Source organism: Cellulomonas sp. EB106-03-03-XG116, assembly GCF_058792015.1.
In genome coordinates this window covers 89,979-114,460 of sequence record NZ_JBYTEP010000009.1, presented here as the reverse complement: position 1 = coordinate 114,460, position 24,482 = coordinate 89,979, and the positions used below count along the sequence as shown (strand labels likewise).

The window sequence follows — 24,482 nt, the reverse complement described above, 5'->3', positions numbered from 1 at the left end:
CCCCCCCCCCCCCCCCCCCCCCCCCCCCCCCCCCCCCCCATCCCCCCCCCCCCCCCCCCCCCCCCCCCCCGGGGCCGCACCTCTGTCTCGCGACGGCAGGCCCGGCGCCGTGCCCGCGGTCGCCGCCGGAACCGCGAGGGGGCCGCGCGCCGGCACGCCTGACCGCCGCGCCCGCCGCGCCGCCGGAACCGCGAGGGGGTAACCGACACGTCGAGTGCCTATCCGCCGGATAGGCACTCGACGTGTCGACTACCCACTCGACGCGCGGGGTGCGCCGCGCTCGCGGGGGGAGGGTGCGCCGCGCTCGCGAGGGGAGGGGTGGACGGCCTGCTCGACGCGAGGGGTGCGCCGCTGGCCTGACGCGAGCCGTGCGTCGGTCGGCGACGCGAGCGGGAGGCCGCGCCCCTGACGCGAGGGCTGCCCTGCGCCGCCCGGCGCGAGGGGTGCGGTGCCCGGGCCGGGGGTCAGGCGCGGGCGCGGCGGGACGGGCGCTCCGGGGGCCGCCACGGCGCTCCGGGCGACCGGGGGTCGCCGGCCGCGACCGGCTGCGGTGCGGGCGGCTCCGGTGCCGCCCACGCACCCGCGGGGCTGTCCGCGGGGCGACCGGCGACCGGCCGCCCGTCGCGCGACCACGCGGCGTCGGTGGCCTGCTCCGCCGGGTGCCCCCCGGTGGCGACGGCGGCCGCGGCCACGAGCGCCGCGGTCCCGAGGGTGCTCGCGCTCTCGGCCGACGCGGGGCCGGCGCCGATCGCGGCGTGCACGGGCGCGGGTTCGAGCGAGCGGGGGACCTCGGCGAGCGCGAGCCCGCCGGACGTCGCCACGTACCCGGTGGTCGTCGTGCCGTGCGCCGCCGCCGTCGCCACGTACCCGGTGGTCGTGGTGGCGTGCGCCGCCGCCGCTGCCGTCCCGACGTACCCGGTGGTCGTCGTGCCGTGCGCCGCCGCCGCCGTCGCGACGTACCCGGTGGTCGCCGTGGCGTGCACCCGGTCCGACGCCTCGGACGCCCGGGTGCCGGCGACCGGCACCCCCGCCCCCGCCGGCACCGCCACGGCGGCGAGCCCGGCGGCCGGGGTGAGCGGGAACGACCACGCCACCTCGCGCGGCCGGCTGTGCCGCGCCCGCCGTCCGCCGGGCGCGTGCGGCGGCGGGGCCGCCCCGAGCCGCGGCGCGGGTGCGGGGAGCGCCGCCAGGATCCGGGCGCGGGCCGGCAGCTCGACGCCGCGCCAGAGCAGGAACGCCAGGCCCGCCGAGACCACGAGCACCGTCGCGATCGCCGCGGGCCCGCGGACAGGCGTGGCCACGACGACCTTGATGACCAGCTCGTGCAGCAGGTAGAAGGAGAACGACAGCGCCCCGCCGAGCTTGACCGCGGGGTGCAGCGCCCAGCGGTTGCGCCCGTCGATGTCGCCCCACGCGCAGCCCGCGGCGAGCGGCGCGAAGATCACGGCCAGCACCGCGGTGAGCACGGTGGGGTGCACGTCGACGGCGGCGGCGCCGAGCACGCACGCGGCGAGCACGGCGAGCAGCACCCCGGCCGGGACCCGCGGCCGCCAGCCCTCGCGCACCGCCAGCGCCGTGACCATGCCGAGCAGGAACTCCGGCAGCCGGGCGGGCGGCAGGTGGAACAGCAGCGCGATCAGGGACGGCCACGCCAGGGCGACGGCCACCGGCGCGGCGAGCGCGGCGCCGGCGACGAGGACGCGCGTGCGCGGCTGCATCCGGCGGAGCGCCCAGAGCAGGGCGGGGAACGCGGCGTAGAAGGCGATCTCGCAGGACAGCGACCAGGCGACGCCGTTGACGGCGAACACGACCTGGCCGTCCGGCGACCAGGCCTGCACCAGGAACGTCCCCGCCAGCAGCGTGCCGGGGTCGACCGTCGCGCCGACCACGAGCACCGTCACCGCGAGGCCGAGCGCGAACGCCGTGAGGTGGTTGGGCAGGATCCGCGCGAGCCGGCGGGTGTAGAACGCGCCGACCGTCGTGCCGGGCTGCGCGGTCCAGGTGAGCACGAAGCCGGACAGCACGAAGAACAGCCCGACGCCGGTGTAGAACGCGCTGGACCCCCGGATCACCTGCAGGTTCCAGGAGTTCACGTGGTACAGCATCACGAGCAGCGCGCCGGCCGCCCGCAGGCCGTTGAGGCTCCACAGGACGGGCAGGCGGTCGCCGCCGTGCGCGGTACCCATTCGCCCTCCCGGGGTGGCAGTCGTCGGCCGGGTCTGGTCGCGGCTGCGCGGGAGCCCCGCGGCACGCCTAGTTGAAGTGCAAATTAGGACAAAGGGTGCAGAACGTGTCAAGAGGGGTGCGGCCGTCAGGGTGAGTGTGTCGGCGGTCGCTCGTAGAGTGGTGACCGCACCCCGGGTCCTGCGGATCCGGGGTTCTCGTGCTGACCGCGCCCCGCCGCCGGCACCCCCGGAAGGAACCCATGAACGTCGCCGGACTGCTGCCCGTCCTCCTCACCGACCCCGCCGTCGCGCGCGCCGTCTCCCTCGTCCCGTCCCGCGGCGAGGTCGATGTCGTCGGTCCCGCCGGCATCCGCCCGCCGCTGCTCGCCGCCCTCGCGGGCGCGCGCGCCGAGGCCGGCCCCGGCGCCAAGCGGCCCGGCCGCCCCCTCGTCGTCGTCACCGCCACGGGCCGCGACGCCGACGAGACCGCCGCCGCGCTGCGCTGCTACCTCCCCGACGACGACGTCGCGGTCCTGCCCTCCTGGGAGACGCTGCCGCACGAGCGGCTCTCGCCCCGCAGCGACACCGTCGCCCGCCGGCTCGCCGTGTTCCGCCGCCTGGCGCACCCCGACCCGGAGCCCGGTCACACCGGCCCCATCCGCGTCCTCGTCATGCCCGTGCGCGCGCTGCTGCAGCCGGTCGTCGCCGGGCTGGGCGAGCTCGTGCCGGTGTCGCTCAACGTCGGGGAGCGGGCCGACCTGTCCGAGGTCGCCGAGCGCCTGGTGGCCGCCGCGTACAGCCGGGTCGACATGGTCGAGCGCCGGGGGGAGTTCGCCGTGCGCGGCGGGATCCTCGACGTGTTCCCGCCGACCGAGGACCACCCGCTGCGCATCGAGTTCTGGGGCGAGGACGTCGAGGAGATCCGCTGGTTCTCCGTCGCCGACCAGCGCAGCCTCGAGGTCGCGGGCCACGGCCTGTGGGCGCCGCCGTGCCGGGAGATCCTGCTGACGGACGAGGTGCGTGAGCGCGCCGCGTCGCTGGTCGAGCGGCTGCCCGGCGCGGTGGACATGCTCGACAGGCTCGCGCAGGGCATCGCGGTCGAGGGCATGGAGTCCCTGGCTCCGGCGCTCGTCGGCGAGATGGTGCCGGTGCTCGACCTGGTGCCCGACGACGCGCTGCTCGTGCTCGCCGACCCCGAGCGGGTCCGCCGCCGCGCGCACGACCTCGTCGCCACCACGGAGGAGTTCCTGCAGGCCGCGTGGACGTCCGCCGCGGCCGGGGCCGCGACGCCGCTCGACCTGTCCGCCGCCTCGTTCGCGTCGTTCGCCGAGGTGCGGGCGCTCGCAGCCGTGCGCGGCCTGGGCTGGTGGACGCTCAGCCCGTTCACGCTCGACGCGGACGCCGCCGAGGGCACCGCCGACCCGGACGCGCTCCGCAGCGCGGACGACGGTGTCGAGACCGTCGTGGTCGCCGCCCGGGACGTCGAGCGGTACCGCGGCGAGGTGGACCGCGCGGTCGCCGACGTCCGCCGGCTGCAGCAGGACGGCTGGCGCCTGCTGCTCGCGACCGAGGGCCACGGCCCGGCGCAGCGCATGGCCGAGCAGCTCCGCGCCGCCGACGTCCCCGCGCGGCTGGTCCCGGCGCTCGAGGGCGACCTCGAGGGCGGCGTCGTCCTCGTCATGCCCGCGCAGGTCGGCCCGGGCTTCGTCTCCGAGGACCTGCGGCTCGCGGTGTTCTCCGAGTCCGACCTCACCGGCCGCCCGGGGTCCTCGACCCGCGACATGCGCAAGATGCCGAGCCGGCGGCGCAACGTCGTCGACCCGCTGCAGCTGCGCCCGGGCGACTTCGTGGTGCACGAGCAGCACGGCGTCGGCCGCTTCGTGGAGCTGATCTCCCGGACCGTCGGGTCGGGCGCCGCCGCCGCGACCCGCGAGTACATGGTCATCGAGTACGCGTCGTCCAAGCGGGGCCAGCCGGGGGACCGGCTGTTCGTGCCGACCGACCAGCTCGACCAGGTGACCAAGTACGTCGGCGGCGAGGCGCCCAGCCTCAACAAGATGGGCGGCTCCGACTGGGCCAAGACCAAGGGGCGCGCCCGCAAGGCGGTCAAGGAGATCGCCGGCGAGCTCATCCGGCTGTACTCGGCGCGCCAGGCGACCTCCGGCCACGCGTTCGGCCCGGACACCCCGTGGCAGCGCGAGCTGGAGGACGCGTTCGCCTACGTCGAGACGCCCGACCAGCTGGCGACGATCGACGAGGTCAAGCGGGACATGGAGAAGCCGATCCCCATGGACCGGCTCATCTGCGGCGACGTCGGCTACGGCAAGACCGAGATCGCCGTGCGCGCGGCGTTCAAGGCGGTGCAGGACGGCAAGCAGGTGGCCGTGCTCGTGCCGACGACGCTGCTCGTGCAGCAGCACCTCGACACGTTCGCCGAGCGGTACGCCGGGTTCCCGGTCACCGTGAAGGCGCTGTCGCGGTTCAACACCAAGGCCGAGTCCGAGGCCGTGGTCGACGGCCTGCGCGACGGCAGCGTGGACGTCGTCATCGGCACGCACCGGCTCATCACCGGCGAGGTGCGGTTCAAGGACCTGGGCCTGGTCATCATCGACGAGGAGCAGCGGTTCGGCGTCGAGCACAAGGAGACGCTCAAGGCGCTGCGCACCAACGTCGACGTGCTGGCGATGTCCGCGACCCCGATCCCGCGCACGCTCGAGATGGCGGTGACCGGCATCCGCGAGATGTCCACCCTCGCGACCCCGCCGGAGGAGCGGCACCCGGTGCTGACCTTCGTCGGCGCGTGGGAGGAGAAGCAGATCTCCGCCGCCATCCGCCGCGAGCTGCTGCGCGAGGGCCAGGTGTTCTACGTGCACAACAAGGTCGAGTCGATCGAGCGCACCGCGGCCCGGCTGAACGAGCTGGTGCCCGAGGCCCGGATCGCGGTCGCCCACGGCAAGATGAACGAGCACCAGCTCGAGCAGGTGATCGTCGACTTCTGGGAGAAGCGGTTCGACGTCCTGGTGTGCACGACGATCGTCGAGACCGGCCTGGACATCTCCAACGCCAACACGCTGATCCTGGAGCGCGCCGACCGGCTCGGCCTGTCCCAGCTGCACCAGCTCCGCGGGCGCGTCGGCCGCGGCCGGGAGCGGGCGTACGCGTACTTCCTGTACCCGCCGGAGAAGCCGCTCACCGAGACCGCGCACGACCGGCTGCAGACCATCGCCGCGAACACCGACCTCGGGGCGGGCATGGCCGTCGCGATGAAGGACCTGGAGATCCGCGGCGCGGGCAACATGCTCGGCGGCGAGCAGTCCGGGCACATCGAGGGGGTCGGCTTCGACCTCTACATCCGGATGGTCGGCGAGGCCGTCGCGTCCTACCGCGGCGACCAGCCCGAGGAGCTGCCCGACGTCACGGTCGAGCTGCCGGTCGACGCGCACATCCCGCACGACTACATCGCGCACGAGCGGCTCCGCCTCGAGGCGTACCGCAAGCTCGCCGCCGCGGCCGACGAGGCGACGCTCGAGGAGATCGCGGCCGAGCTCGTCGACCGGTACGGCCCGATCCCGGAGCCGGTGACCAACCTGTTCGCGGTCGCCCGGTTCCGGCTGCACGCGCGCACCGCCGGGCTCACCGACGTCACCGCGCAGGGCAAGTTCGTCCGGTTCGCGCCGGTCGACCTGCCCGAGTCGGCGCAGCTGCGGCTCAAGCGGCTGTACCCCGGCTCGGTGCTCAAGCCCGCGCTGCGCACCGTGCTGGTGCCGTTCCCGATGACCGCGCGGATCGGCGGCAAGCCGCTGCACGGCGAGGCGGTCATGTCCTGGGCGCGGCAGCTGATCGACGCGGTCGTGCTCGGCGACGTGTCCGCTGCGGCGGGGGTGGGCACGGCGGCGCGCTGACGCCCGGGCGCGCCCGGCCCGGCCCCTACGATGGGCCGGGTCGGGCGACGGAGAGCGACGAGAGGCCAGGTGTGCGGTGACGCGGAAGACGGTCCGGCGGACGGTGTCCGCCGTCGGGGTGCTGGCGGTGGCGGGCGTGCTCGCGGCGTGCGGCGGCGGTCGCCCCGGCGCGGCCGCGGTGGTCGACGGCCGGTCGATCCCGACCGCCGAGGTCGAGACGGCCACCCAGGAGCTCGGACCCGTGCTGCAGGGCGTGACGTCCTCCGCGATCCTCGGCGTCCTGATCCAGGAGCCGACCGTCGCAGCGGCGGCGGCCGACGCGGGCGTGGCGGTCTCCGACGAGCAGGCCGCCGACGCGCTCGACCAGCAGGTCGAGGCCGCGGGCGGCGAGGCCGGTCAGGAGTTCTCCCCGGCGTCGGTGGCGGTCATGCGGTACCTGCTCGAGATCCAGGCGATGCAGGGCGCGGACGACGCCGACACGCTGCTCGCCTCCCTGCAGGAGGACCTCGGGTCGATCGACTTCACCGTCAACCCCCGGTTCGGCACCGCGGACGACCTCGGCACCGTCGGCACGACCGCGTACCCGTGGATCGTGTCCGCCGACGGGGCCTCGCCGACCCCGGCCCCGTGACCGGCGCCCGCGCCGCGGACGACCCGACCGCCGTCGCGGACCCGCTGCGCCGCCTCGTCGCGGTGATGGACCGGCTGCGCTCCCCGGGCGGCTGCCCGTGGGACGCCGAGCAGACCCACGCCTCCCTGGTGCCGTACGTGCTCGAGGAGGCCTACGAGGTCGCGGAGGCGGTCGAGGGCGGGGACCGCGCGCACCTGCGCGAGGAGCTCGGGGACCTGCTGCTGCAGGTGGTGTTCCACGCCCGCATCGCCCAGGAGGACCCGGCCGAGCCGTTCGACGTCGACGACGTCGCGGCCGACCTGGTCGCCAAGCTCGTCCGGCGGCACCCGCACGTGTTCGGTGACGCCCGGGTGGCGGACGCCGACGGCGTGAACCGGCAGTGGGACGCGATCAAGCGCGAGGAGAAGCAGCGCGAGTCCGTGCTCGACGGCGTGCCGCTCGCGATGGGCGCGCTGGCGCGGGCGCAGAAGGTGGCGTCGCGGGCCGAGCGGTCCGGGCTGGCCGCGGTCGCGCCCGCACCGGCCCCCGGCGGGCCCGAGGCCCCCGACGACCTCGGCGCCCGGCTGCTCGCGCTGGTCCAGGAGGCCCGCGCGGCCGGTCTCGACGCGGAGGGCGAGCTCCGGCGCGCGACGGCCGCGTGGGAGCGGGACCTGCGGGCGGCCGAGCAGGGCTGACGCCCCGGGGCGGGCGCGCCGGGCCCAAGGTCCGGGACGCCGGCGGGCCCCGGGCACCAGGATGGGCGAGGCTGGCGGTGCACCCGCGGCCCGGTGCCCCACGCCCGGCGAGGGCGGGCGCACCGCGACACCGGACGAGGAGGGGTCGATGCGGATCGGCGTCCCGAAGGAGGCCCGGCCGGGCGAGCGGCTCGTGGCCGCCACGCCCGCCACCGTGGGCCGGCTGGCGAAGCTGGGCTACGAGGTGGTCGTCGAGCACGGCGCGGGCGAGGCCGCGAGCTTCCCCGACGCCGCGTACGCGGAGGCCGGCGCGGCCCTCGGGGACGCGGCCGAGGTCTGGGCGAGCGACGTGGTGACCACGGTGAACGCCCCGGCCGACGCGCAGGTCGCCGCCCTGACCCCCGGCGCGACGCTGGTGTCGATGCTCGCGCCGGCCGCGCACCCCGAGCGGGTTGCGGCGCTGGCCGCCCGCGGGGTGACCGCCCTGGCCCTCGACGCCGTGCCCCGCGTGTCCCGCGCCCAGGCGCTCGACGTGCTCAGCACGATGTCGAACGTCGCCGGCTACCGCGCGGTCATCGAGGCCGCCGAGGAGTTCGGCGGCATGTTCACCGGCCAGGTCACGGCCGCCGGCAAGACCCCGCCGGCCACCGTGTTCGTCATCGGCGCGGGCGTCGCCGGCCTCGCCGCGATCGGCGCCGCCGGGAGCCTCGGCGCCCAGGTGCGGGCGTACGACGTGCGGCCCGAGGTGGGCGAGCAGATCGAGTCGATGGGCGCGTCGTTCGTGCAGGCCGCCGCGGCCCAGCAGGAGGTGAGCGCCGACGGCTACGCCCACGCGCTCACCGCCGAGCAGGAACGGCTGACCGCCGAGATGTACGCCGCGGAGACGGCCCAGGCCGACATCGTCATCACCACGGCCCTGGTCCGCGGCACCGCGCCGCGCACCATCAGCGCCGAGATGGTCGCCGCCATGCGACCCGGCTCCGTGATCGTCGACCTGGCGGCGTCCGGCGGCGGCAACTGCGAGCTCACCGTGCCGGGGGAGAAGGTCGTCACCGCGAACGGCGTGACGATCCTCGGCTACACGGACCTCACGAGCCGGATGGCGCGGCACACGTCGCAGCTGTTCGGCACCAACGTCGTCAACCTGCTCACGCTGCTGACCCCGGGCAAGGACGGGGCGCTGGTCCTCGACCTCGACGACCCGGTGCAGCGCGGCATGGCCGTCACGCGGGCGGGGGAGGTGCTCTGGCCGCCGCCGCCCGTGCAGGTGTCCGCGGCGCCGGCGGCGGAGCCCGCTCCGGCGCCGGCACCGGTCGACCCCGCCGAGCGGGCCCGGCTCGCCCGCGAGGCCGCGCGCCGCCGCGGGCAGCGCCAGATGACCGGCCTGGCCCTCGGCGCCGTGCTGCTCGCCCTGGCGATCACGTTCTCGCCGGCGGCGTTCGCCGGGCACTTCACGGTGTTCGTGCTCGCCGTGTTCGTCGGGTACTACGTCATCTCGAACGTCAGCCACTCGCTGCACACGCCGCTGATGGCCCAGACCAACGCCATCTCCGGGATCATCCTGGTCGGCGCGCTGCTGCAGATCGGCAGCGACAGCTGGGTCGTCTCCGCGCTCGCGTTCGCCGCGGCGGCGGTCGCCGCCATCAACATCTTCGGTGGCTTCCTGGTGGCCTACCGGATGATCGGGATGTTCCGGAAGGAGGAGGCCTGAGATGCTCACCTCCGCAGCCCAGGGCGTGTACCTCGTCGCCGCCGTCCTGTTCGTCCTGAGCCTGGCCGGGCTGTCGAAGCAGGAGACCGCCCGCCGCGGCAACCTGCTCGGCATGGTCGGCATGGCCCTCGCGCTGGTCGCCACCGTCCTGCTCAGCGTCGACGTCTCCGAGCGCAGCCCGCTCGGCACCCTGCTGCTCATCGCCCTCGTGCTGATCATCGGCATCGCCGTCGGCACCTGGCGGGCCCGCTCCGTCGAGATGACGCAGATGCCCGAGATGATCGCGATGCTGCACTCGTTCGTCGGCGCCGCGGCCGTCCTGGTGGGCATCAACTCGTACCTGACCGAGACGCACGCCGACGCGGTGCACCTGGTCGAGGTGTTCCTCGGCGTGCTCATCGGCGCCGTGACGTTCACCGGCTCGATCGTCGCCTACCTCAAGCTGTCCGCGAAGATGTCCTCCGCGCCGCTCACGCTGCCCGGGCGCAACTGGCTGAACCTCGGCGCGCTGGTCGCGTCCGCCGGAGCGCTCGGCTGGTTCCTGGCGTCGCCGTCGCTGGTGCCGCTGCTGCTGATGACCGTCGTGGCCCTCGCGCTCGGCTGGCACCTCGTGGCCGCGATCGGCGGCGGCGACATGCCCGTCGTCGTGTCGATGCTCAACTCGTACTCGGGCTGGGCCGCGGCCGCCGCGGGCTTCATGCTGGACAACGACCTGCTGATCGTGACCGGCGCCCTCGTCGGCTCCTCCGGCGCGATCCTGTCGTACATCATGTGCCGCGCGATGAACCGGTCGTTCGTCAGCGTGATCCTCGGCGGCTTCGGCACCGAGGGCGGGACCGTCGTCTCGTCGGGTGCTGCGGACGGCTCGCACGGCGCCCACACGGAGATCCAGGCCGCCGAGGTCGCGGAGCTGCTCAAGTCCGCGTCCAGCGTCGTCATCACCCCCGGCTACGGCATGGCCGTCGCCAAGGCGCAGTACCCGGTCGCCGACCTGGTCGCCCGGCTCCGCGCCGCGGGCGTCGAGGTCCGGTTCGGCGTGCACCCGGTCGCGGGGCGGCTGCCCGGGCACATGAACGTGCTGCTGGCCGAGGCGAAGGTGCCGTACGACATCGTCCTGGAGATGGACGAGATCAACGACGACCTGGCCTCGACCGACGTCGTCCTGGTCATCGGCGCCAACGACACCGTGAACCCCGCCGCGCTGGAGGACCCGGGCTCGCCGATCGCCGGCATGCCCGTCCTCGAGGTGTGGAAGGCGAAGCAGGTCGTCGTGTTCAAGCGGTCGATGGCCACCGGCTACGCCGGGGTGCAGAACCCGCTGTTCTTCCGGGAGAACACGGCGATGCTGTTCGGCGACGCGAAGGACCAGGTCGAGCGCATCGTCGCGGCGCTCTGACAGGCGTTCACCGTCCGGTTGCCGAAGGTCCCACCGACGCACCGGACGGACCGCACTAGGCTGAGGTCGCAAACCCACCCGTTTGACGAAGGAGCACCATGGCCAGCATCGAGGCCGTCGGCGCCCGCGAGATCCTCGACTCGCGCGGCAACCCCACTGTCGAGGTCGAGGTCGCGCTCGACGACGGCACGATCGCCCGGGCCGGTGTGCCCTCGGGTGCCTCGACCGGTGCGTTCGAGGCCGTTGAGCGCCGGGACGGCGACAAGTCGCGCTACCTGGGCAAGGGCGTCGAGGACGCCGTCAACGCGGTGATCGACGAGATCGCCCCGGAGCTCATCGGCTTCGAGGCCACCGAGCAGCGCCTGGTCGACCAGGCCCTCATCGAGCTCGACGGCACCCCGAACAAGGGCAAGCTCGGCGCCAACGCGATCCTCGGCGTCTCGCTCGCCGTCGCGAAGGCCGCGGCCGACTCGGCCGACCTGCCGCTGTTCCGCTACGTGGGCGGCCCGAACGCCCACGTGCTGCCCGTCCCGATGATGAACATCCTCAACGGTGGGTCGCACGCCGACTCCAACGTCGACATCCAGGAGTTCATGGTCGCCCCGATCGGCGCGCCGACCTTCCGCGAGGCCCTGCGCACCGGCGCCGAGGTCTACCACTCCCTGAAGTCCGTGCTGAAGAGCAAGGGCCTGTCGACCGGTCTCGGCGACGAGGGCGGCTTCGCGCCGAACCTCGAGTCGAACCGCGCCGCCCTGGACCTGATCCTCGTCGCGATCGAGAAGGCCGGCTTCGTGCCGGGCAAGGACGTCGCGCTGGCCCTGGACGTCGCCGCCACCGAGTTCTTCAAGGACGGCGCGTACCAGTTCGAGGGCAAGGCGCTCGCGCCGGCCGAGATGATCGCGTTCTACGAGCAGCTCGTGGCGGACTACCCGCTGGTCTCCATCGAGGACCCGCTGTCCGAGGACGAGTGGGGCACCTGGTCCGAGCTCGTCACCAAGGTCGGCGACAAGGTGCAGATCGTCGGCGACGACCTGTTCGTCACCAACCCGGAGCGCCTGGCCAAGGGCATCGAGCTCAAGGCCGCCAACTCCCTCCTGGTCAAGCTGAACCAGATCGGCACCCTGACCGAGACGCTGGACGCCGTCACCCTGGCGCAGCGCAACGGCTTCACCACGATGACCTCGCACCGCTCCGGCGAGACCGAGGACGTCACCATCGCCGACCTGTCCGTCGCGACCAACGCCGGCCAGATCAAGACCGGTGCCCCGGCCCGTGGCGAGCGCATCAACAAGTACAACCAGCTGCTCCGCATCGAGGAGGAGCTGGACGACGCCGGCCGCTACGCCGGCCTGTCGGCCTTCCCCCGCTGGAAGGCCTGAGCCCCCAGGCTCTCGACCGGAGGCCGGTGACCCCGCACGGGGTCGCCGGCCTCCGGCGCGTCCGGGGGTCGGCGCGCCGGGGTGCGAGGCCGGGGCCCTCCGCGCGGGCCCCGGCACGGCCCGCGGCGTGTGGGGATCGTGTGCGCGCGCGGACACGGCCGGGTCGCCTGCCGGGTCGCGGGCGCGGCGCGGGGCACAATCGGGACCATGCCCGCCCCTCGTCGTCCCGCCGCGCCCCGCACCGGCGCCGACGACGACGCGACCCGCGGCGGCGACCGGCGCGGGGCGGCGCCGCGCACCCCGACGCCTCGCACGCCCGCGCCGCGCGACCCCGCGCCGCGCACCGCGAGCGTCCCGCGCTCGCCCGCGCCGGCCCCGCGCTCGGGCGGCACGCCCGCAGCCCGGACGCCCGCCGCCCGCACGCCCGCGACCCCGCGCACCGGCGCTCCGCAGCAGTCCGTCCCGCGCCCGGCCACCCCGCGCCCCAGCGCCTCGCGCGCCCGCTCCGCCCCGCCGCGCCCGGCCGCCGGGCGGCCCAGCAGCTCCCGGCCGGGCGGCCGCGGCGGCTCGGGCGGCGACCGCCGCGGGGCTCGCGCCGAGACCGTGCAGCAGCGGCTGCCGCGGCTGTTCACCGTGCGCGCGCTGGTCATGTTCGTGGTGCTGTCGATCGCGTTCGTCCTGGTGTTCCCGACGCTGCGGCAGTACCTCGACCAGCAGGTCCGGCTCGAGCAGCTCCGCGCCGAGGTGGCCGCCGCCGAGCAGGACAACGAGGACCTGCAGGCCGAGCTCGACCGGTGGTCCGACCCCGCCTACGTCGAGGCGCAGGCCCGCGAGCGGCTCGCGTTCGTCATGCCGGGGGAGCGCGCGCTGCGCGTCGCCGACCCCGAGGTCGTGCCCGACGACACCGCGACCGACCCGGCCGCGACCACCCCGGGCACCGTCGAGTCCGACGACCCGACCCGCCCCTGGTACGCCCAGCTCTGGGACTCCGTGCAGGTCGCGGGTGCGGCGGGCACGGGCGCGACCGGCTCGGCCGGCACCGGGACCGACGGGTCCGCGGGCACCGGCACGACGGGGGACAATGGGACCGCGCCGGACGGCACCGGGACCCAGGGGTCCGACGGGGAGCCGACGGCGCCGACCCCCTGACGCCGACCGCCCGAGGACCGCACGTGACCGACCTGCCCACCACCCCGGCGCCCTCGCTGCCCGACCCGGCCGAGGTGCCGCGCGCCCGGCACGACGCGCGAGAGGTGACCGAGGCGGACCTCGCCGTGCTGCGCGAGCAGCTCGGCCGGCCCGCGCGCGGCGTCGTCGGCGTCGCCGCCCGGTGCGCCTGCGGCCGGCCGCTCGTCGTCCGCACCGCGCCGCGGCTCGACGACGGCACGCCGTTCCCGACCACGTACTACCTGACGTGCCCGCCCGCCGTCGGCGCCGTGAGCACCCTCGAGGCCACCGGCCTGATGAAGGAGCTCACCGCCCGCGTGCAGTCCGAGCCGGAGCTCGCGGCGGCCTACCAGCGGGCGCACGAGGCGTACCTCGCCGACCGCGCCGAGCTCGGCGACGTGCCGGAGATCGCCGGCATCTCGGCCGGCGGCATGCCGACCCGGGTGAAGTGCCTGCATGTCGTCGTCGGGCACGCGCTCGCCGCCGGGCCGGGCGTGAACCCGGTCGGCGACGACGTGCTGCTGCGGCTGCGCGACGTGTGGCGCCCGGACCGCTGCACCTGCTGACGCCCGCAGGCCGGGTCCGCCGCCGCGGCGCGCGGCCCGCGCCCGGGATGGGATGATCTGTCGCGTGACGCGTGTGGCTGCCATCGACTGCGGGACCAACTCCATCCGGCTCCTCGTGGCCGACGTCGACGCGGAGGCGGGGACCCTCACGGACCTCGACCGGCGCATGGAGGTCGTCCGGCTCGGCCAGGGCGTCGACCGCACCGGCCGCATCGCCCCCGAGGCCATGGCCCGCACCCTGGACGCCACCCGCCGGTACGCGGACGTCTGCCGCGACCTCGGCGTCGAGGCCGTCCGGTTCGTGGCCACCAGCGCGTCGCGCGACGCCGAGAACCGCGACGAGTTCGTCGCCGGCGTCCGCGAGGCCCTGGGCGTCGAGCCCGAGGTCATCGGCGGGGTCGAGGAGGCCGCGCTGTCGTTCCGCGGCGCGACCGGCGTGCTCGGGGCGGCCCACGACGGCCCGTTCCTCGTCGTCGACCTGGGCGGCGGCTCGACCGAGGTCGTGCTGGGCGAGCGGGAGCCCGAGGCGGCGTACTCGATGGACGTCGGCTGCGTCCGGATCACCGAGCGCCACCTGCTGTCCGACCCGCCCACCGCCGAGCAGGTCGCCGCGGCCGAGGCCGACGTGCGCGCCGCGCTCGACGTCGGCGCGCAGCACGTGCCGCTCGGCCGGACCGCCACCCTGGTCGGCCTCGCGGGCTCGGTGACGACGATCACCGCGCACGCCCTGCGGCTGCCCGCCTACGACCGGGACGCCATCGACGGCGCGGTCCTCGCGGTCGACGACGTGGTCGCCGCGTGCGACGACCTGCTCGCCCGCGACCACGACGCCCGGTCGGCGCTCGGGTTCATGCACCCGGGCCGGGTCGACGTCATCGGCGCGGGCGCGCTGGTGTGGCGGGCGGTCGTCGAGCGCGTGCGGTCCGAGGTCGAGGCCTCGGGCGGCGCGCTGTCGGAGGTCGTCACGTCGGAGCACGACATCCTCGACGGCATCGCCTGGAGCGTCGCCGAGCGCGCGGGCGCCACCCGGGCCTGACCGCCCCAGCGCGGCGCCCGCCGCCTGCAGCGCCGATCCCGGCGGCGTGCGTGCTCGCGCTCTCCGGCGCCGAGATAGGACCTTCTCGCCGAGATAGGACCGTGCAGGGTCCTATCTCGGCGCGGAGGTCCTATCTCGGCGAGGCGGCGAGGCGGCGAGGGGGCGAGAGGGCCCGCAGGCCGGGCGACACGCCCGCGCGATCCGGTAGCGGACTTCGCCCGGTACTGCGCAATCTGTACTACCGTGGCTCCTGCGGGAGCCGAGGAGGGTCGGCTCCCGCACCAGACAGCGGGTGCCGCGGCCGACAGGGGGCCGACCGCGGCACCCGCCCCGCACCTGCGGCGCGCCGGACCACCCGGCGCCCGCGCCAGGGAGGCCCCGGGTGGACACGACCCAGCTGCTCAAAGGAGTGCTCGACGTGGCGGTGCTCGCCGTCGTCGCCGAGGAGGACGGGTACGGCTACGACGTCGTCCGCCGGCTGCGCGCCGCGGGGCTGGCCGAGGTCGGCGACGCGTCCGTGTACGGCACGCTCCGCCGGCTCTACTCCCAGGGCGCGCTGACGTCCTACGTGGTGCCCAGCGACGAGGGCCCGCACCGCAAGTACTACGGGATCAACGCGCAGGGCCGGGCGATGCTCGCCGCCCAGCGCAAGGACTGGCGCGAGTTCGCGGGGACGATGACCCGCCTGCTCGACGGGGAGGTGGCGGCGTGAGCGGGACCCAGGCCGGGGCGGGCCGCGCGGCCGCGCCCGCGACGGTGGCGGAGTACGCGGCGCGGGTGCGCGAGCACCTGGCGGGGATGCCCGCCGAGCAGGTGGACGACCTGACCGACGGGCTCGAGGCCGACCTCGCGGACGCCCTGGCGGACGAGGTCGCGCCGGCGGGGACCCGCGGCGACCTGATCGCGCTGTTCGGCCCGCCCGCCGACTACGCGCGCGAGCTGCGGGTCGCCGCGGGGCTGCCCGAGCCGGAGCCCGTGCCCGCGCGGCGCGGCCTGCGGGCGGGGCTCCGGGGGATGCGCGAGGACGTCCGGCGGACCGCGCTGCGCGCCACCGCGGGGATGCGCCGGCAGCCCTGGTGGCCGGGCGTGCGCGACTTCGGCCTCGCGGTGCGGCCGCTGTGGTGGCTGCTGCGCGCCTGGGTCGTCTACCAGCTGCTGCTCCAGCTGGCGGGCGGGCGGTACGCGGACGGCGGCGGCAAGGGCGGCTGGGTCCCGGCGGACCCGCCGACCTGGGTGCTGCTGACCGGGCTCGTCGTGGTGAGCGTGCAGTGGGGCCGCGGGCTGTGGCTGCCGCGGTCCGGGCGGTGGCTGCCCGCCGCGACCGGCGCGCTCGCCGTGGTGCTCCTCGTGCCGGCCGTGATCTGGGCGGGCGACGGCGCGGTGCGCTGGCAGACCCGGTACGAGACCGCCTACGTGGAGCAGTCGTCCGACGGCATCCCGCGGGAGGACGGCGTGTGGGTCGACGGGATGCAGGTGAGCAACCTGTTCGTCTACGACGCCGAGGGCAACCCGCTGCGGGACGTCCAGGTGTACGACGACCGGGGCCGGCCGGTGCGGACCACGACGGACGAGGGGTGGTCCACCTGGTCGCTGCCGGGCGTGACCGAGGACTGGAACTTCCTGCCCGCCGTGGACGAGGACGGCCGCACCCGGTGGAACGTGTACCCGCTGCTCGGGGCGCCGAACGCGGACTTCGACTGGGACGGCCTCGGCACGGACGAGTCCGCGCAGGATCCCGCGGACGTGCTGACCACCGACCCGCGCGTGCCGCCGCGCCCGTTCGCCAAGGCCCCTGCCGTGGTGGAGCGGCGGGCGGCGGAGGAGCCGGCCGGGACGCCGTCGACCGGCCCGTCCACCGGCTCGTCCACCGACGAGTCCGCCGGCCCCACCGCCGAGTCCGAGGCCGCCGCGACCGCCGCGCAGTCCAGCACCCGGGACGGAGGTCCCGGCGGCGCGGGCGCGACGGCCGCGGGGAGCGCCGGCACCGCGACTCCCTGACCGGGCCCGGTGCTCGAACCCGGGACTTTGTGCCCAGAATCACGTGGTCCCGGTTCGCCTCGGGCAAGTCATGGGACGTACCGTTGGACCTATGTCTGAGTCCACCGCCACGACCCTGGCGCCGCAGTCCGGGACCACGTCCCGCAAGGTGCCGCGCATCGTCATCCTCGGCGGCGGGTCCGTGGGGCTGTACTCGGCCCGCCGGCTCCGTCGTCGCCTGGGCAACCGGGAGGCCGCGATCGTCGTGGTCGACCCGCGCCCGTACATGACCTACGCCCCGTTCCTGCCCGAGGCCGCCGCCGGCTCGATCGACGCGCGCTACGTCGTCGCGCCGCACCGCCGCGCGCTCAAGGGCATCGACTCGCTCCAGGGCAAGGTCTCCGAGATCAAGCACGCGGAGCGCAAGGTCCAGATCACGCCCGAGGAGGGCGACCCGTACTGGATCACGTACGACCACCTGATCGTCGGCCTCGGCTCGGTCGCGCGCACGCTGCCCATCCCGGGTCTCGCGGAGCAGGCGATCGGCTTCAAGAACGTCGAGGAGGCCATCGCCGTCCGCAACCACGTCCTGGGCCGGATCGACCGCGCGTCGTCCACCTGGGACGCGGACCTGCGCCGCCGGATGCTGACCTTCACGTTCGTCGGCGGCGGGTTCGCCGGCGTCGAGGCGATCGCCGAGGTCGAGGACATGGCCCGCGACGCGGTCAAGCACTACCCGTCGCTGAGCGCCGAGGACCTGCGCTTCGTGCTGGTCGAGGGCTCGCGCCGCATCCTCCCCGAGGTCTCCGAGGAGCTCGGCGGCTACACCCTCGAGCAGCTGCGCAAGCGCGGCATCGAGGTGTACCTCTCCACCTTCCTCAACTCCTGCGTCGACGGCCACGTCGTGCTCTCGGACAAGACCGAGTTCGACTCCGAGACCATCGTGTGGACCGCGGGCGTCAAGGCGAACCCGGTCCTGCAGAACTCGGACCTGCCGCTCGACAAGATGGGCCGCGTCACCACGCTCGCGACCCTGCAGATCGTCGACGCCGACGGCCACGTCGTCCCGGACGCGTACGCCGCCGGTGACTGCGCCGCGGTGCCGGACCTGTACAACCCGGGCTCGTTCTGCCCGCCGAACGCCCAGCACGCGATCCGCGAGGCGACCCACCTGGCGGACAACCTGGCCCGCGTCCTGCGCAGCGCCGAGCCGACCGACTACAAGCACAAGAACATCGGTGCGGTCGCGTCCCTCGGCATGTACAAGGGCGTCGCCCAGTTCCTGGGCAAGATCAAGGTCCGCGGCTTCTTCGCCTGGGTCCTGCACCGGTCGTACCACGTCATGGCGATGCCGACGCTGAACCGCAAGATCGCGATCATGTCCGGCTGGACCGCGAACCTGCTGTGGCGCCGCGAGACGGTGGCCCTCGGCTCGATCCACGACCCGCGCGCCGAGTTCCGCGCCGCGTCCGTGCCGCCGAAGCCGAAGCCCGAGGCCGCGCCCGCCGCCGCCCCGGCCAAGGACGAGGACCACGCCGCGGTGCCCGGCGCCGAGGCGAAGCCCTCCGGCGCGGAGAAGGCCGACGACACGTCGCCGGCCGACGGCTCGCCCGCCGAGGCGAAGCCGGCCGCCAAGGCCTGACGCGCGCCGCACGGCCCGCAGCACCGGAGCCCGTCCACCCCGCGAGGGTGGGCGGGCTCCGTCGTGCTGGCAGGATGGGCGCGGCCCCCGTAGCCCAACCGGCAGAGGCAGCCGGCTTAAACCCGGCACAGTGCGGGTTCGAACCCCGCCGGGGGCACCCTCGCGGTCCGCCGGTCACCCAGCGGCCCGCGGCGGGCGTCGGCGGAAAACCCGGCGACACCGCCCCGCCGCCTCGGGAATCATCCGGAGCGTCCGGGACGTTGGTCCCGACGTGCGCCTCCCTCGGGCGTCCGCCGGCCCCGCCGCGGACCCGCTCGCGCGCACCTCACCGCCGACCCCACCCGCGAGGGAGACCTATGACCACGCACGACGACACCGCCCTGCGCGACCGCGCGCCGGGCGACGGCGCCGGGCCGGCCGCCACGACCGCCGCGCCGGCGCCCGCCGCCCCTGCGCCCGTCCGGCTCGCCCCCGGCGACCGCACCCTCATCGGCCTGCTGCTCGTCGCCGGCTTCACCGTCATCCTCAACGAGACCGCGATGGGCGTCGCCCTGCCGGTCCTCATGCAGGAGATGGGCGTGACCGCCGCGACGGGCCAGTGGCTGACCACGGGCTTCATGCTGACGATGGCCGTCGTCATCCCGGCGACCGGCTGGATCATGAACCGGTTCCGGCTGCGGCCGATCTTCATCACCGCGATGTCGCTGTTCGTCGCGGGCACCGCGCTCGCCGCCGCCGCGCCGGGGTTCGGCGTGCTGCTCGCGGGCCGCGTCGTCCAGGCGAGCGGCACCGCGGTGATGCTCCCGCTGCTGATGACGACCGCCCTCACCCTCGTCCCGCCGAGCATCCGCGGGCGCACGATGGGCACGATCTCGATCGTCATCTCGGTGGCCCCGGCCATCGGCCCGACGATCTCCGGCCTCGTGCTGTCCCAGCTGTCCTGGCGGTGGATCTTCCTGGTCATGCTGCCGATCGCGGGGATCGCGCTCGCGCTCGGCGCGTGGAAGGTCCGGGACGTCACCGAGCCGTCCGACCACCGCCTCGACGTGCTGTCGCTGCTGATGTCAGCCGTCGGCTTCGGCGCGCTGATCTTCGGCCTGTCCAGCATCGGCGAGTCCGCCGGCGGGCACACCGTCGTCGCGCCGTGGATCCCGATCGCGGTCGGCGTGCTGGCCCTCGCGGCGTTCGCGCTGCGGCAGGTGCGGCTGCAGGGCACCCACGACGGCCCGCTCATGGACCTGCGGGTGTTCACCCGGCGCTCGTACACCGTGTCCGCGCTGGTGCTGATCGTCGGCTTCATGGCGATGTTCGGCGCCCTGATCGTGCTGCCGATCTTCCTGCAGGACGTCCTGGCGCTCGGCACGCTCGAGACCGGCCTGCTGCTGCTCCCGGGCGGCCTGGTGATGGGCGCGCTGTCGCCGCTGGTCGGCCGGCTCTTCGACCGGTTCGGTCCGCGGCCGCTGGTGACGCCGGGCGTGCTCGCGCTGAGCGTCGCCCTGTGGCTGCTGTCCACCCTGCACCCGGGTACCCCGGCGGGGGCGGTCGTCGCCGTGCACACGCTGCTCAGCATCGGGCTGGCGTTCATGATCACGCCGCTGTTCACCTCGGCGCTCGGCTCGCTGCCGCGCGACCTGTACGGGCACGGCAGCGCGATCGTGAACACCCTGCAGCAGCTCGCCGGTGCCGCGGGCACCGCGCTGTTCATCACGGTGCTGTCCACCACGACCGCCGCGCGGCTGGAGGCGGGCGCCGACGTGCTCACCGCCACCGCGGCGGGCGTGCGCGGGGCGTTCCTGTGGGGCGGCGTCGTCGCGCTGGTCGCGCTGGTCGTCTCGCTGTTCGTCCGGCGCCCGCCGGCCGACGCCGAGGCGCCGGTCGCGATGCACTGAGCGCGCCGCCGCCGCGCGCCGCCACGACGGCCCGGGTCCCCGTGCGGGGCCCGGGCCGTCGTCGTCCGCCCGGCGGTACCCGTCCTAGCGGTACCCGTCCCAGACGGGCGCCGGGTAGAGCACGCGCTCGAACTTCGCCCACTCGGTCACCAGGTCGACCGCCGGGCGACGGAACGACCGGATCTGCAGCCCGTCCATGGCCTCGATCGTCATCTCCACCAGGTCCCGCTGCCCGTCGAACGGGCCGACCTCGGGCGGGAGCCGCCAGGTGAACCCGCGGTAGAACCCCCACACCTGGTCGGGGCGGTCGAGGAAGTACGGGTGCGCGGGGTGCTCCGGCGACGACGCCTCGACCCCGAGCACCGTGTACAGCCGGAGCAGCTCCGGGCGCGCGGCGTTGAAGGAGACGAGGAACCGGAAGTAGCCCGGCAGCGAGATCCCGTCGGGGTGCGTCGCCGCCGGGTCGCCGGTCGCCACGTAGTCGTCCGGCGTGCCGCGCCGGTCGTACAGCTGCGAGACGACCAGCTCCAGGAGGCCCTCCTTGGAGCCCACGTGGTGCAGCAGGCCCGCCTGCGTGAGCCCGACCTCCTGCGCCACGTCGGCGAGCGCCATGCCGGTGAACCCGTGCCGCGCGATCAGGCGCGTGGCCGCGTCCAGGATCTGCGCCTGGCGCTGCTCGGGGGTCAGGCGGACCCGGCGGCGCACCGCCGGCGGGTCCTGCTGCTGCGTCGTCACGTCTCCTGCTTCCGTCCGGGCCGTCCTCGCGCACGACCCTAGCCGTGCGCGAGGACCGTCCCGGGTCAGGACTCCAGGACCACCAGGTCCCAGGCCCCGATCACCAGCTCGTCGCCCGCGGCCACCGCCGCGCCGTCCGCCAGCACCGAGCGGCCGGCCACCGGCGCCGCGACCGTCACCGGGTCCGCCGAGTAGTTGAGCAGGTACGTGACCGCGTTCCCCGCGGCGTTCGTGCCGCGGCGGACCGACACCGTGCCGGCCAGGTCCTGCGCCCAGTCCGCGATCCCCGCGTCCCGGACGGCGAGCGTCAGCGCCGCGCGGAGCAGCTCCGGCGAGGTCATCGTGCCCAGGTGCAGGGACGACCCGTCGCCGACCCGGTTCCGGGTGATCGCCGCGTACGACCCCCAGGCCGGGTGGTCGTAGGACGCCAGCACCTCCGCCCCCCGCGGGTTCAGCAGCTCGAGGAACGCCTGCGCCCCGGCCGCCGCGCCCTCGGTCGCGCCCGGCACCGCGGCGAGGTCGCCGTGCAGCGCCAGGCCGACGCCGTCGCCGGGCACCGTGTACTGGTTGTAGGTCACGCCGGTGACCTCGGTGAGCCCGTGCGGCGCGGTGTCGTGCCACACCTGCACGTACTCGTCCGCGACGGCGGTGCGGAACGTCGTCACCAGGTGGCCGCCGCCGCGCACGTACGCGTCCAGCCGGTCGACCGTCGCCTGCGGGGCCGCGTAGAGCACCGGCGCCACCAGGAGGTCGTACCGGGCGAGGTCCTCGTCGTCGACCGACACGAAGTCGACCTCGACGTTCAGGTCGAACAGCGCGTCGTACACCCAGCGCAGCACGTCGTTGTAGCCGATCGACGAGCCGAACACGCCGTCGATGAACCCGACCTCGATCGTGAACCACTTCAGCGCGGTCAGCGCCTCGTTGCTCACCATGATCGCCGCGCGGTTGTGCTTGCGCAGGTGGATGAGCGACGAGCCGACCCGCTGCGCCTCGCGGCCGAAGACGCCGGCCTCCTCGTACGTCGGGTTGCTCTGCAGGTCGTGCGACAGCAGACCGCGCCAGTAGGTCTCGAAGGAGTGGTGGATCGAGTGCCAGTGCCAGTACATGAGGCCGTCGGCCCCGCTGGCCAGGTGGCTGTACGCCTGCAGCCGCAGCTGGCCGGGGTAGGGGAGCCAGCCGAGCTGGCCCTGCGCCTGCGTCTCCAGCACCAGGTAGTTCGCGCCGCCCTTGATCGAGCGGGTCATGTCGCCGCCGAACGCGATCTCCTTGCCCGTGAGCCGGGACTGCGTCGGGTGGTAGATGTCCACGCCCGCGATGTCGACGGTCGGGGCGGCCTTGAAGTGGTCGACGGCCGGCTGCAGGCCGTACGACCAGCCCGGCGTCCAGTCGAAGTCGAAGTTCTGGGTGACCCACTGGTCCGCGCGGGCGTACTCGCGCACGATCCCGGCCTGCCAGCCGAGGAACTCCTCGACCAGGCGGCGGCGGAACTTGTCGAACTCGGCGCCCAGCGAGCCGTTGATCGTGCCGCGGACGTCCGGGAAGTCCTCCCAGGCGTCGACGCGGTTCGACCAGTAGTCCAGCCCGAACGCCGCGTTGAGCGCGTCCAGGTCGCCGCCGAACTCCTCGCGGAGGTGCTTGATGAACCGGCGCTGCACCGCGGGGCCGGCCGTCTCGTGGTACTTGGTCTCGTTGTCGATCTGGAACCCGATGACGCCGGGGCGGTGCGCGGTGCGCTCCATGAGCCGCCGGATGACCCGCTCGGCGTGGAACAGGTACGTCGGGTTCGTGATGTCCATGATCTGCCGCGCGCCGTACCGGCCCTCGCCCGCGCGGGTGGTCGCGAGCACGTCCGGGTGCGACTGCACCAGCCACGCCGGCACCGCGTACGTCGGCGTCCCGACGATGACGTGGATCCCCGCCGCCTCGAACGCGTCCAGGGCGCGGTCGACGTGCGTGAAGTCGAAGACGCCGGGCTGCGGCTCGAGCGTGCTCCACGTCGACTCGGCGATGCGGACAACCGTGACGCCGGCCGCCTTCATCATCTCGACGTCCGTCTCGATCCGGTCCGTCGGCATGTACTCGTCGTAGTACGCCGCACCGAACAGGAGCTCGTCCACCGGTTCACCCTTCGTCGCGCGAAGCCGGGCGCCTGCGCGCGGCGCGGGTCCGGCCGGTCACAATCGGACCGGCCGCCACTCTACCTACCGGTTGGTAGGTAAGACCAAGTCCGCTGGTCGCGGGGGTGGCGCCCGCGGTCGGGGAGCCCCCAGATGCCGGGGCGCCCGGCCCGGCAGAGGATCGAGATCCCGGCCGTGCAGCCACGTCGCGGCGGGCGCGGCCCCGAGGCCGCCCGGAGGAGGGAGTCCCAGCATGCGCGCAGTCGTCTACCGCGGTCCGCAGCAGGTCGAGGTCGTCGAGGTCCCCGACGCCCGGATCGAGCAGCCCACCGACGTGCTCGTCCGGATCACCACCACCAACATCTGCGGGTCCGACCTGCACATGTACGAGGGGCGCACCACCGTCGAGGAGGGCAAGGTCCTCGGCCACGAGAACATGGGCGTCGTCGAGGAGGTCGGGCCCGCCGTCACCCGCATCCAGGTCGGCGACCGGGTCAGCGTGCCGTTCAACATCGCGTGCGGCACCTGTCGCAACTGCCTGCAGGGCTGGACGTCGTTCTGCCTGCGCACCAACCCGCTCGAGGGCATGGTGGGCGCGGCCTACGGCTACGCGAACATGGGCCCCTACGACGGCGGGCAGGCGGAGTACCTCCGGGTGCCCTACGGCGACGTCAACCTGCTCGAGCTCCCGCAGGGGACGGAGCACGAGAACGACTTCACGATGCTCAGCGACATCTTCCCGACCGGCTGGCACGGCACCGAGCTGGCGCGGATGCAGCCCGGCGACGACGTCGCGGTGTTCGGCGCCGGGCCCGTCGGGCTCATGGCCGCGCACAGCGCGCTCATCCGCGGGGCGTCCCGCGTGTTCGTCGTCGACAAGGAGCCCGACCGGCTGCGGCTCGCCGAGAGCATCGGCGGCATCGGGATCGACTTCTCCGCGGGCGACCCCGTCGAGCAGATCATGGACGCCACCCGGGGGCGCGGCACCGACTGCGGCGTCGAGGCCGTCGGCTACCAGGCGCACGACCCGTCCGGGGACGAGCACCCCGAGCTGGTGCTGGACAACCTCGTCGCCACGGTGCGCGCGACCGGGGGCATCGGCGTGGTCGGCGTCTACGTGCCCGAGGACCCGGACGCCGCGGACGAGGGCGCGAAGCAGGGCCGGATCGGCTTCGACTACGGCACCTTCTTCACCAAGGGCCAGCACATGGGCACCGGCCAGGCGCCCGTCATGCGGTACAACCGCCAGCTGCGCGACCTCATCGTCGCCGGGCGCGCGACGCCGTCGTTCATCGTGTCCCACGAGCTGCCGCTCGACCAGGCCGCCGAGGGCTACCGCCGGTTCGACGACCGCGAGGACGGCTGGACCAAGGTGCTGCTGCGCCCCGGCCAGGCGGCCTGACCGGCGCATCTGGTCCCGGGGGGGGGGGGGGGGACCGCCCCGGGGGGGGACCCAGGACCGAGGGGGGAAGCCGAAGGGGTGTTCAGGGTT

At 75.0% G+C, this 24,482-nt stretch carries 17 protein-coding genes and 1 tRNA gene; 15 read left to right on the top strand and 3 right to left on the bottom strand.

Annotated features, from left to right (window positions below; genetic code table 11):
- Positions 1 to 464 precede the first annotated feature (464 nt).
- The gene (locus tag AC3WUG_RS06340; protein WP_492326886.1) at positions 465 to 2,186 is read right to left on the bottom strand and encodes an acyltransferase family protein; all 1,722 of its coding nucleotides are present in this window, start codon (positions 2,184 to 2,186) and stop codon (positions 465 to 467) included.
- Between the two features lie 239 nt (positions 2,187 to 2,425).
- On the opposite strand from AC3WUG_RS06340, the gene mfd reads away from it, so the two are divergent.
- The 14 genes from mfd (at position 2,426) to AC3WUG_RS06270 (ending at position 20,135) form a co-directional block, all read left to right on the top strand.
- Entirely contained in the window at positions 2,426 to 6,067 is a 3,642-nt protein-coding gene (gene mfd, locus AC3WUG_RS06335; RefSeq protein ID WP_492326885.1) for a transcription-repair coupling factor, read from the top strand.
- A gap of 76 nt (positions 6,068 to 6,143) precedes the next feature.
- Positions 6,144 to 6,698: a hypothetical protein gene (locus tag AC3WUG_RS06330; protein ID WP_492326884.1), complete on the top strand. Its 555-nt coding sequence runs from the start codon at positions 6,144 to 6,146 to the stop codon at positions 6,696 to 6,698.
- Positions 6,695 to 7,372 (top strand): nucleoside triphosphate pyrophosphohydrolase, encoded by a 678-nt coding sequence (gene mazG, locus AC3WUG_RS06325; RefSeq protein ID WP_492326883.1) that lies wholly within the window; start codon positions 6,695 to 6,697, stop codon positions 7,370 to 7,372. The genes AC3WUG_RS06330 and mazG overlap by 4 nt, the downstream gene beginning before the upstream one ends.
- 148 nt (positions 7,373 to 7,520) lie before the next feature.
- On the top strand, positions 7,521 to 9,083 hold the full coding sequence (locus AC3WUG_RS06320; RefSeq protein WP_492326882.1) for a Re/Si-specific NAD(P)(+) transhydrogenase subunit alpha: 1,563 nt from the start codon (positions 7,521 to 7,523) through the stop codon (positions 9,081 to 9,083).
- A gap of 1 nt (position 9,084) precedes the next feature.
- The gene (pntB, locus tag AC3WUG_RS06315; RefSeq protein ID WP_492326881.1) at positions 9,085 to 10,479 is read left to right on the top strand and encodes a Re/Si-specific NAD(P)(+) transhydrogenase subunit beta; all 1,395 of its coding nucleotides are present in this window, start codon (positions 9,085 to 9,087) and stop codon (positions 10,477 to 10,479) included.
- 98 nt (positions 10,480 to 10,577) lie between these two features.
- Entirely contained in the window at positions 10,578 to 11,858 is a 1,281-nt protein-coding gene (eno, locus tag AC3WUG_RS06310; protein ID WP_147795774.1) for a phosphopyruvate hydratase, read from the top strand.
- Between the two features lie 207 nt (positions 11,859 to 12,065).
- Entirely contained in the window at positions 12,066 to 13,007 is a 942-nt protein-coding gene (locus AC3WUG_RS06305; protein WP_492326880.1) for an FtsB family cell division protein, read from the top strand.
- A 56-nt stretch (positions 13,008 to 13,063) separates the two neighbouring features.
- Entirely contained in the window at positions 13,064 to 13,591 is a 528-nt protein-coding gene (locus tag AC3WUG_RS06300) for a DUF501 domain-containing protein (RefSeq protein WP_492326893.1), read from the top strand.
- 64 nt (positions 13,592 to 13,655) lie between these two features.
- Entirely contained in the window at positions 13,656 to 14,627 is a 972-nt protein-coding gene (locus AC3WUG_RS06295; protein ID WP_492326879.1) for a Ppx/GppA phosphatase family protein, read from the top strand.
- A gap of 382 nt (positions 14,628 to 15,009) precedes the next feature.
- Entirely contained in the window at positions 15,010 to 15,339 is a 330-nt protein-coding gene (locus tag AC3WUG_RS06290; RefSeq protein WP_147795776.1) for a PadR family transcriptional regulator, read from the top strand.
- A complete protein-coding gene (locus AC3WUG_RS06285; protein ID WP_492326878.1) occupies positions 15,336 to 16,625 on the top strand; it encodes an HAAS signaling domain-containing protein in 1,290 nt (429 codons plus the stop codon). Before AC3WUG_RS06290 ends, AC3WUG_RS06285 begins: the two co-directional genes overlap by 4 nt.
- A gap of 91 nt (positions 16,626 to 16,716) precedes the next feature.
- Entirely contained in the window at positions 16,717 to 18,246 is a 1,530-nt protein-coding gene (locus tag AC3WUG_RS06280; RefSeq protein ID WP_492326877.1) for an NAD(P)/FAD-dependent oxidoreductase, read from the top strand.
- An 83-nt stretch (positions 18,247 to 18,329) separates the two neighbouring features.
- Positions 18,330 to 18,403: transfer RNA gene (locus tag AC3WUG_RS06275), tRNA-Leu, on the top strand.
- 199 nt (positions 18,404 to 18,602) lie between these two features.
- Positions 18,603 to 20,135 carry an MDR family MFS transporter gene (locus AC3WUG_RS06270; RefSeq protein ID WP_492326876.1) on the top strand — a complete coding sequence of 511 codons (1,533 nt, stop codon included), beginning with the start codon at positions 18,603 to 18,605 and terminating at the stop codon, positions 20,133 to 20,135.
- 84 nt (positions 20,136 to 20,219) lie between these two features.
- Here AC3WUG_RS06270 and AC3WUG_RS06265 read toward each other — a convergent pair whose 3' ends face one another.
- Entirely contained in the window at positions 20,220 to 20,870 is a 651-nt protein-coding gene (locus AC3WUG_RS06265; protein WP_492326875.1) for a TetR/AcrR family transcriptional regulator, read from the bottom strand.
- A 65-nt stretch (positions 20,871 to 20,935) separates the two neighbouring features.
- Positions 20,936 to 22,990: a beta-galactosidase gene (locus AC3WUG_RS06260; RefSeq protein ID WP_492326874.1), complete on the bottom strand. Its 2,055-nt coding sequence runs from the start codon at positions 22,988 to 22,990 to the stop codon at positions 20,936 to 20,938.
- Between the two features lie 253 nt (positions 22,991 to 23,243).
- Between AC3WUG_RS06260 and AC3WUG_RS06255 the strand changes: the two genes are divergently transcribed.
- Positions 23,244 to 24,392, top strand: coding sequence for a glutathione-independent formaldehyde dehydrogenase (locus AC3WUG_RS06255; protein WP_492326873.1), 1,149 nt, complete (start codon positions 23,244 to 23,246; stop codon positions 24,390 to 24,392).
- The last annotated feature ends 90 nt before the right edge of the window (positions 24,393 to 24,482 follow it).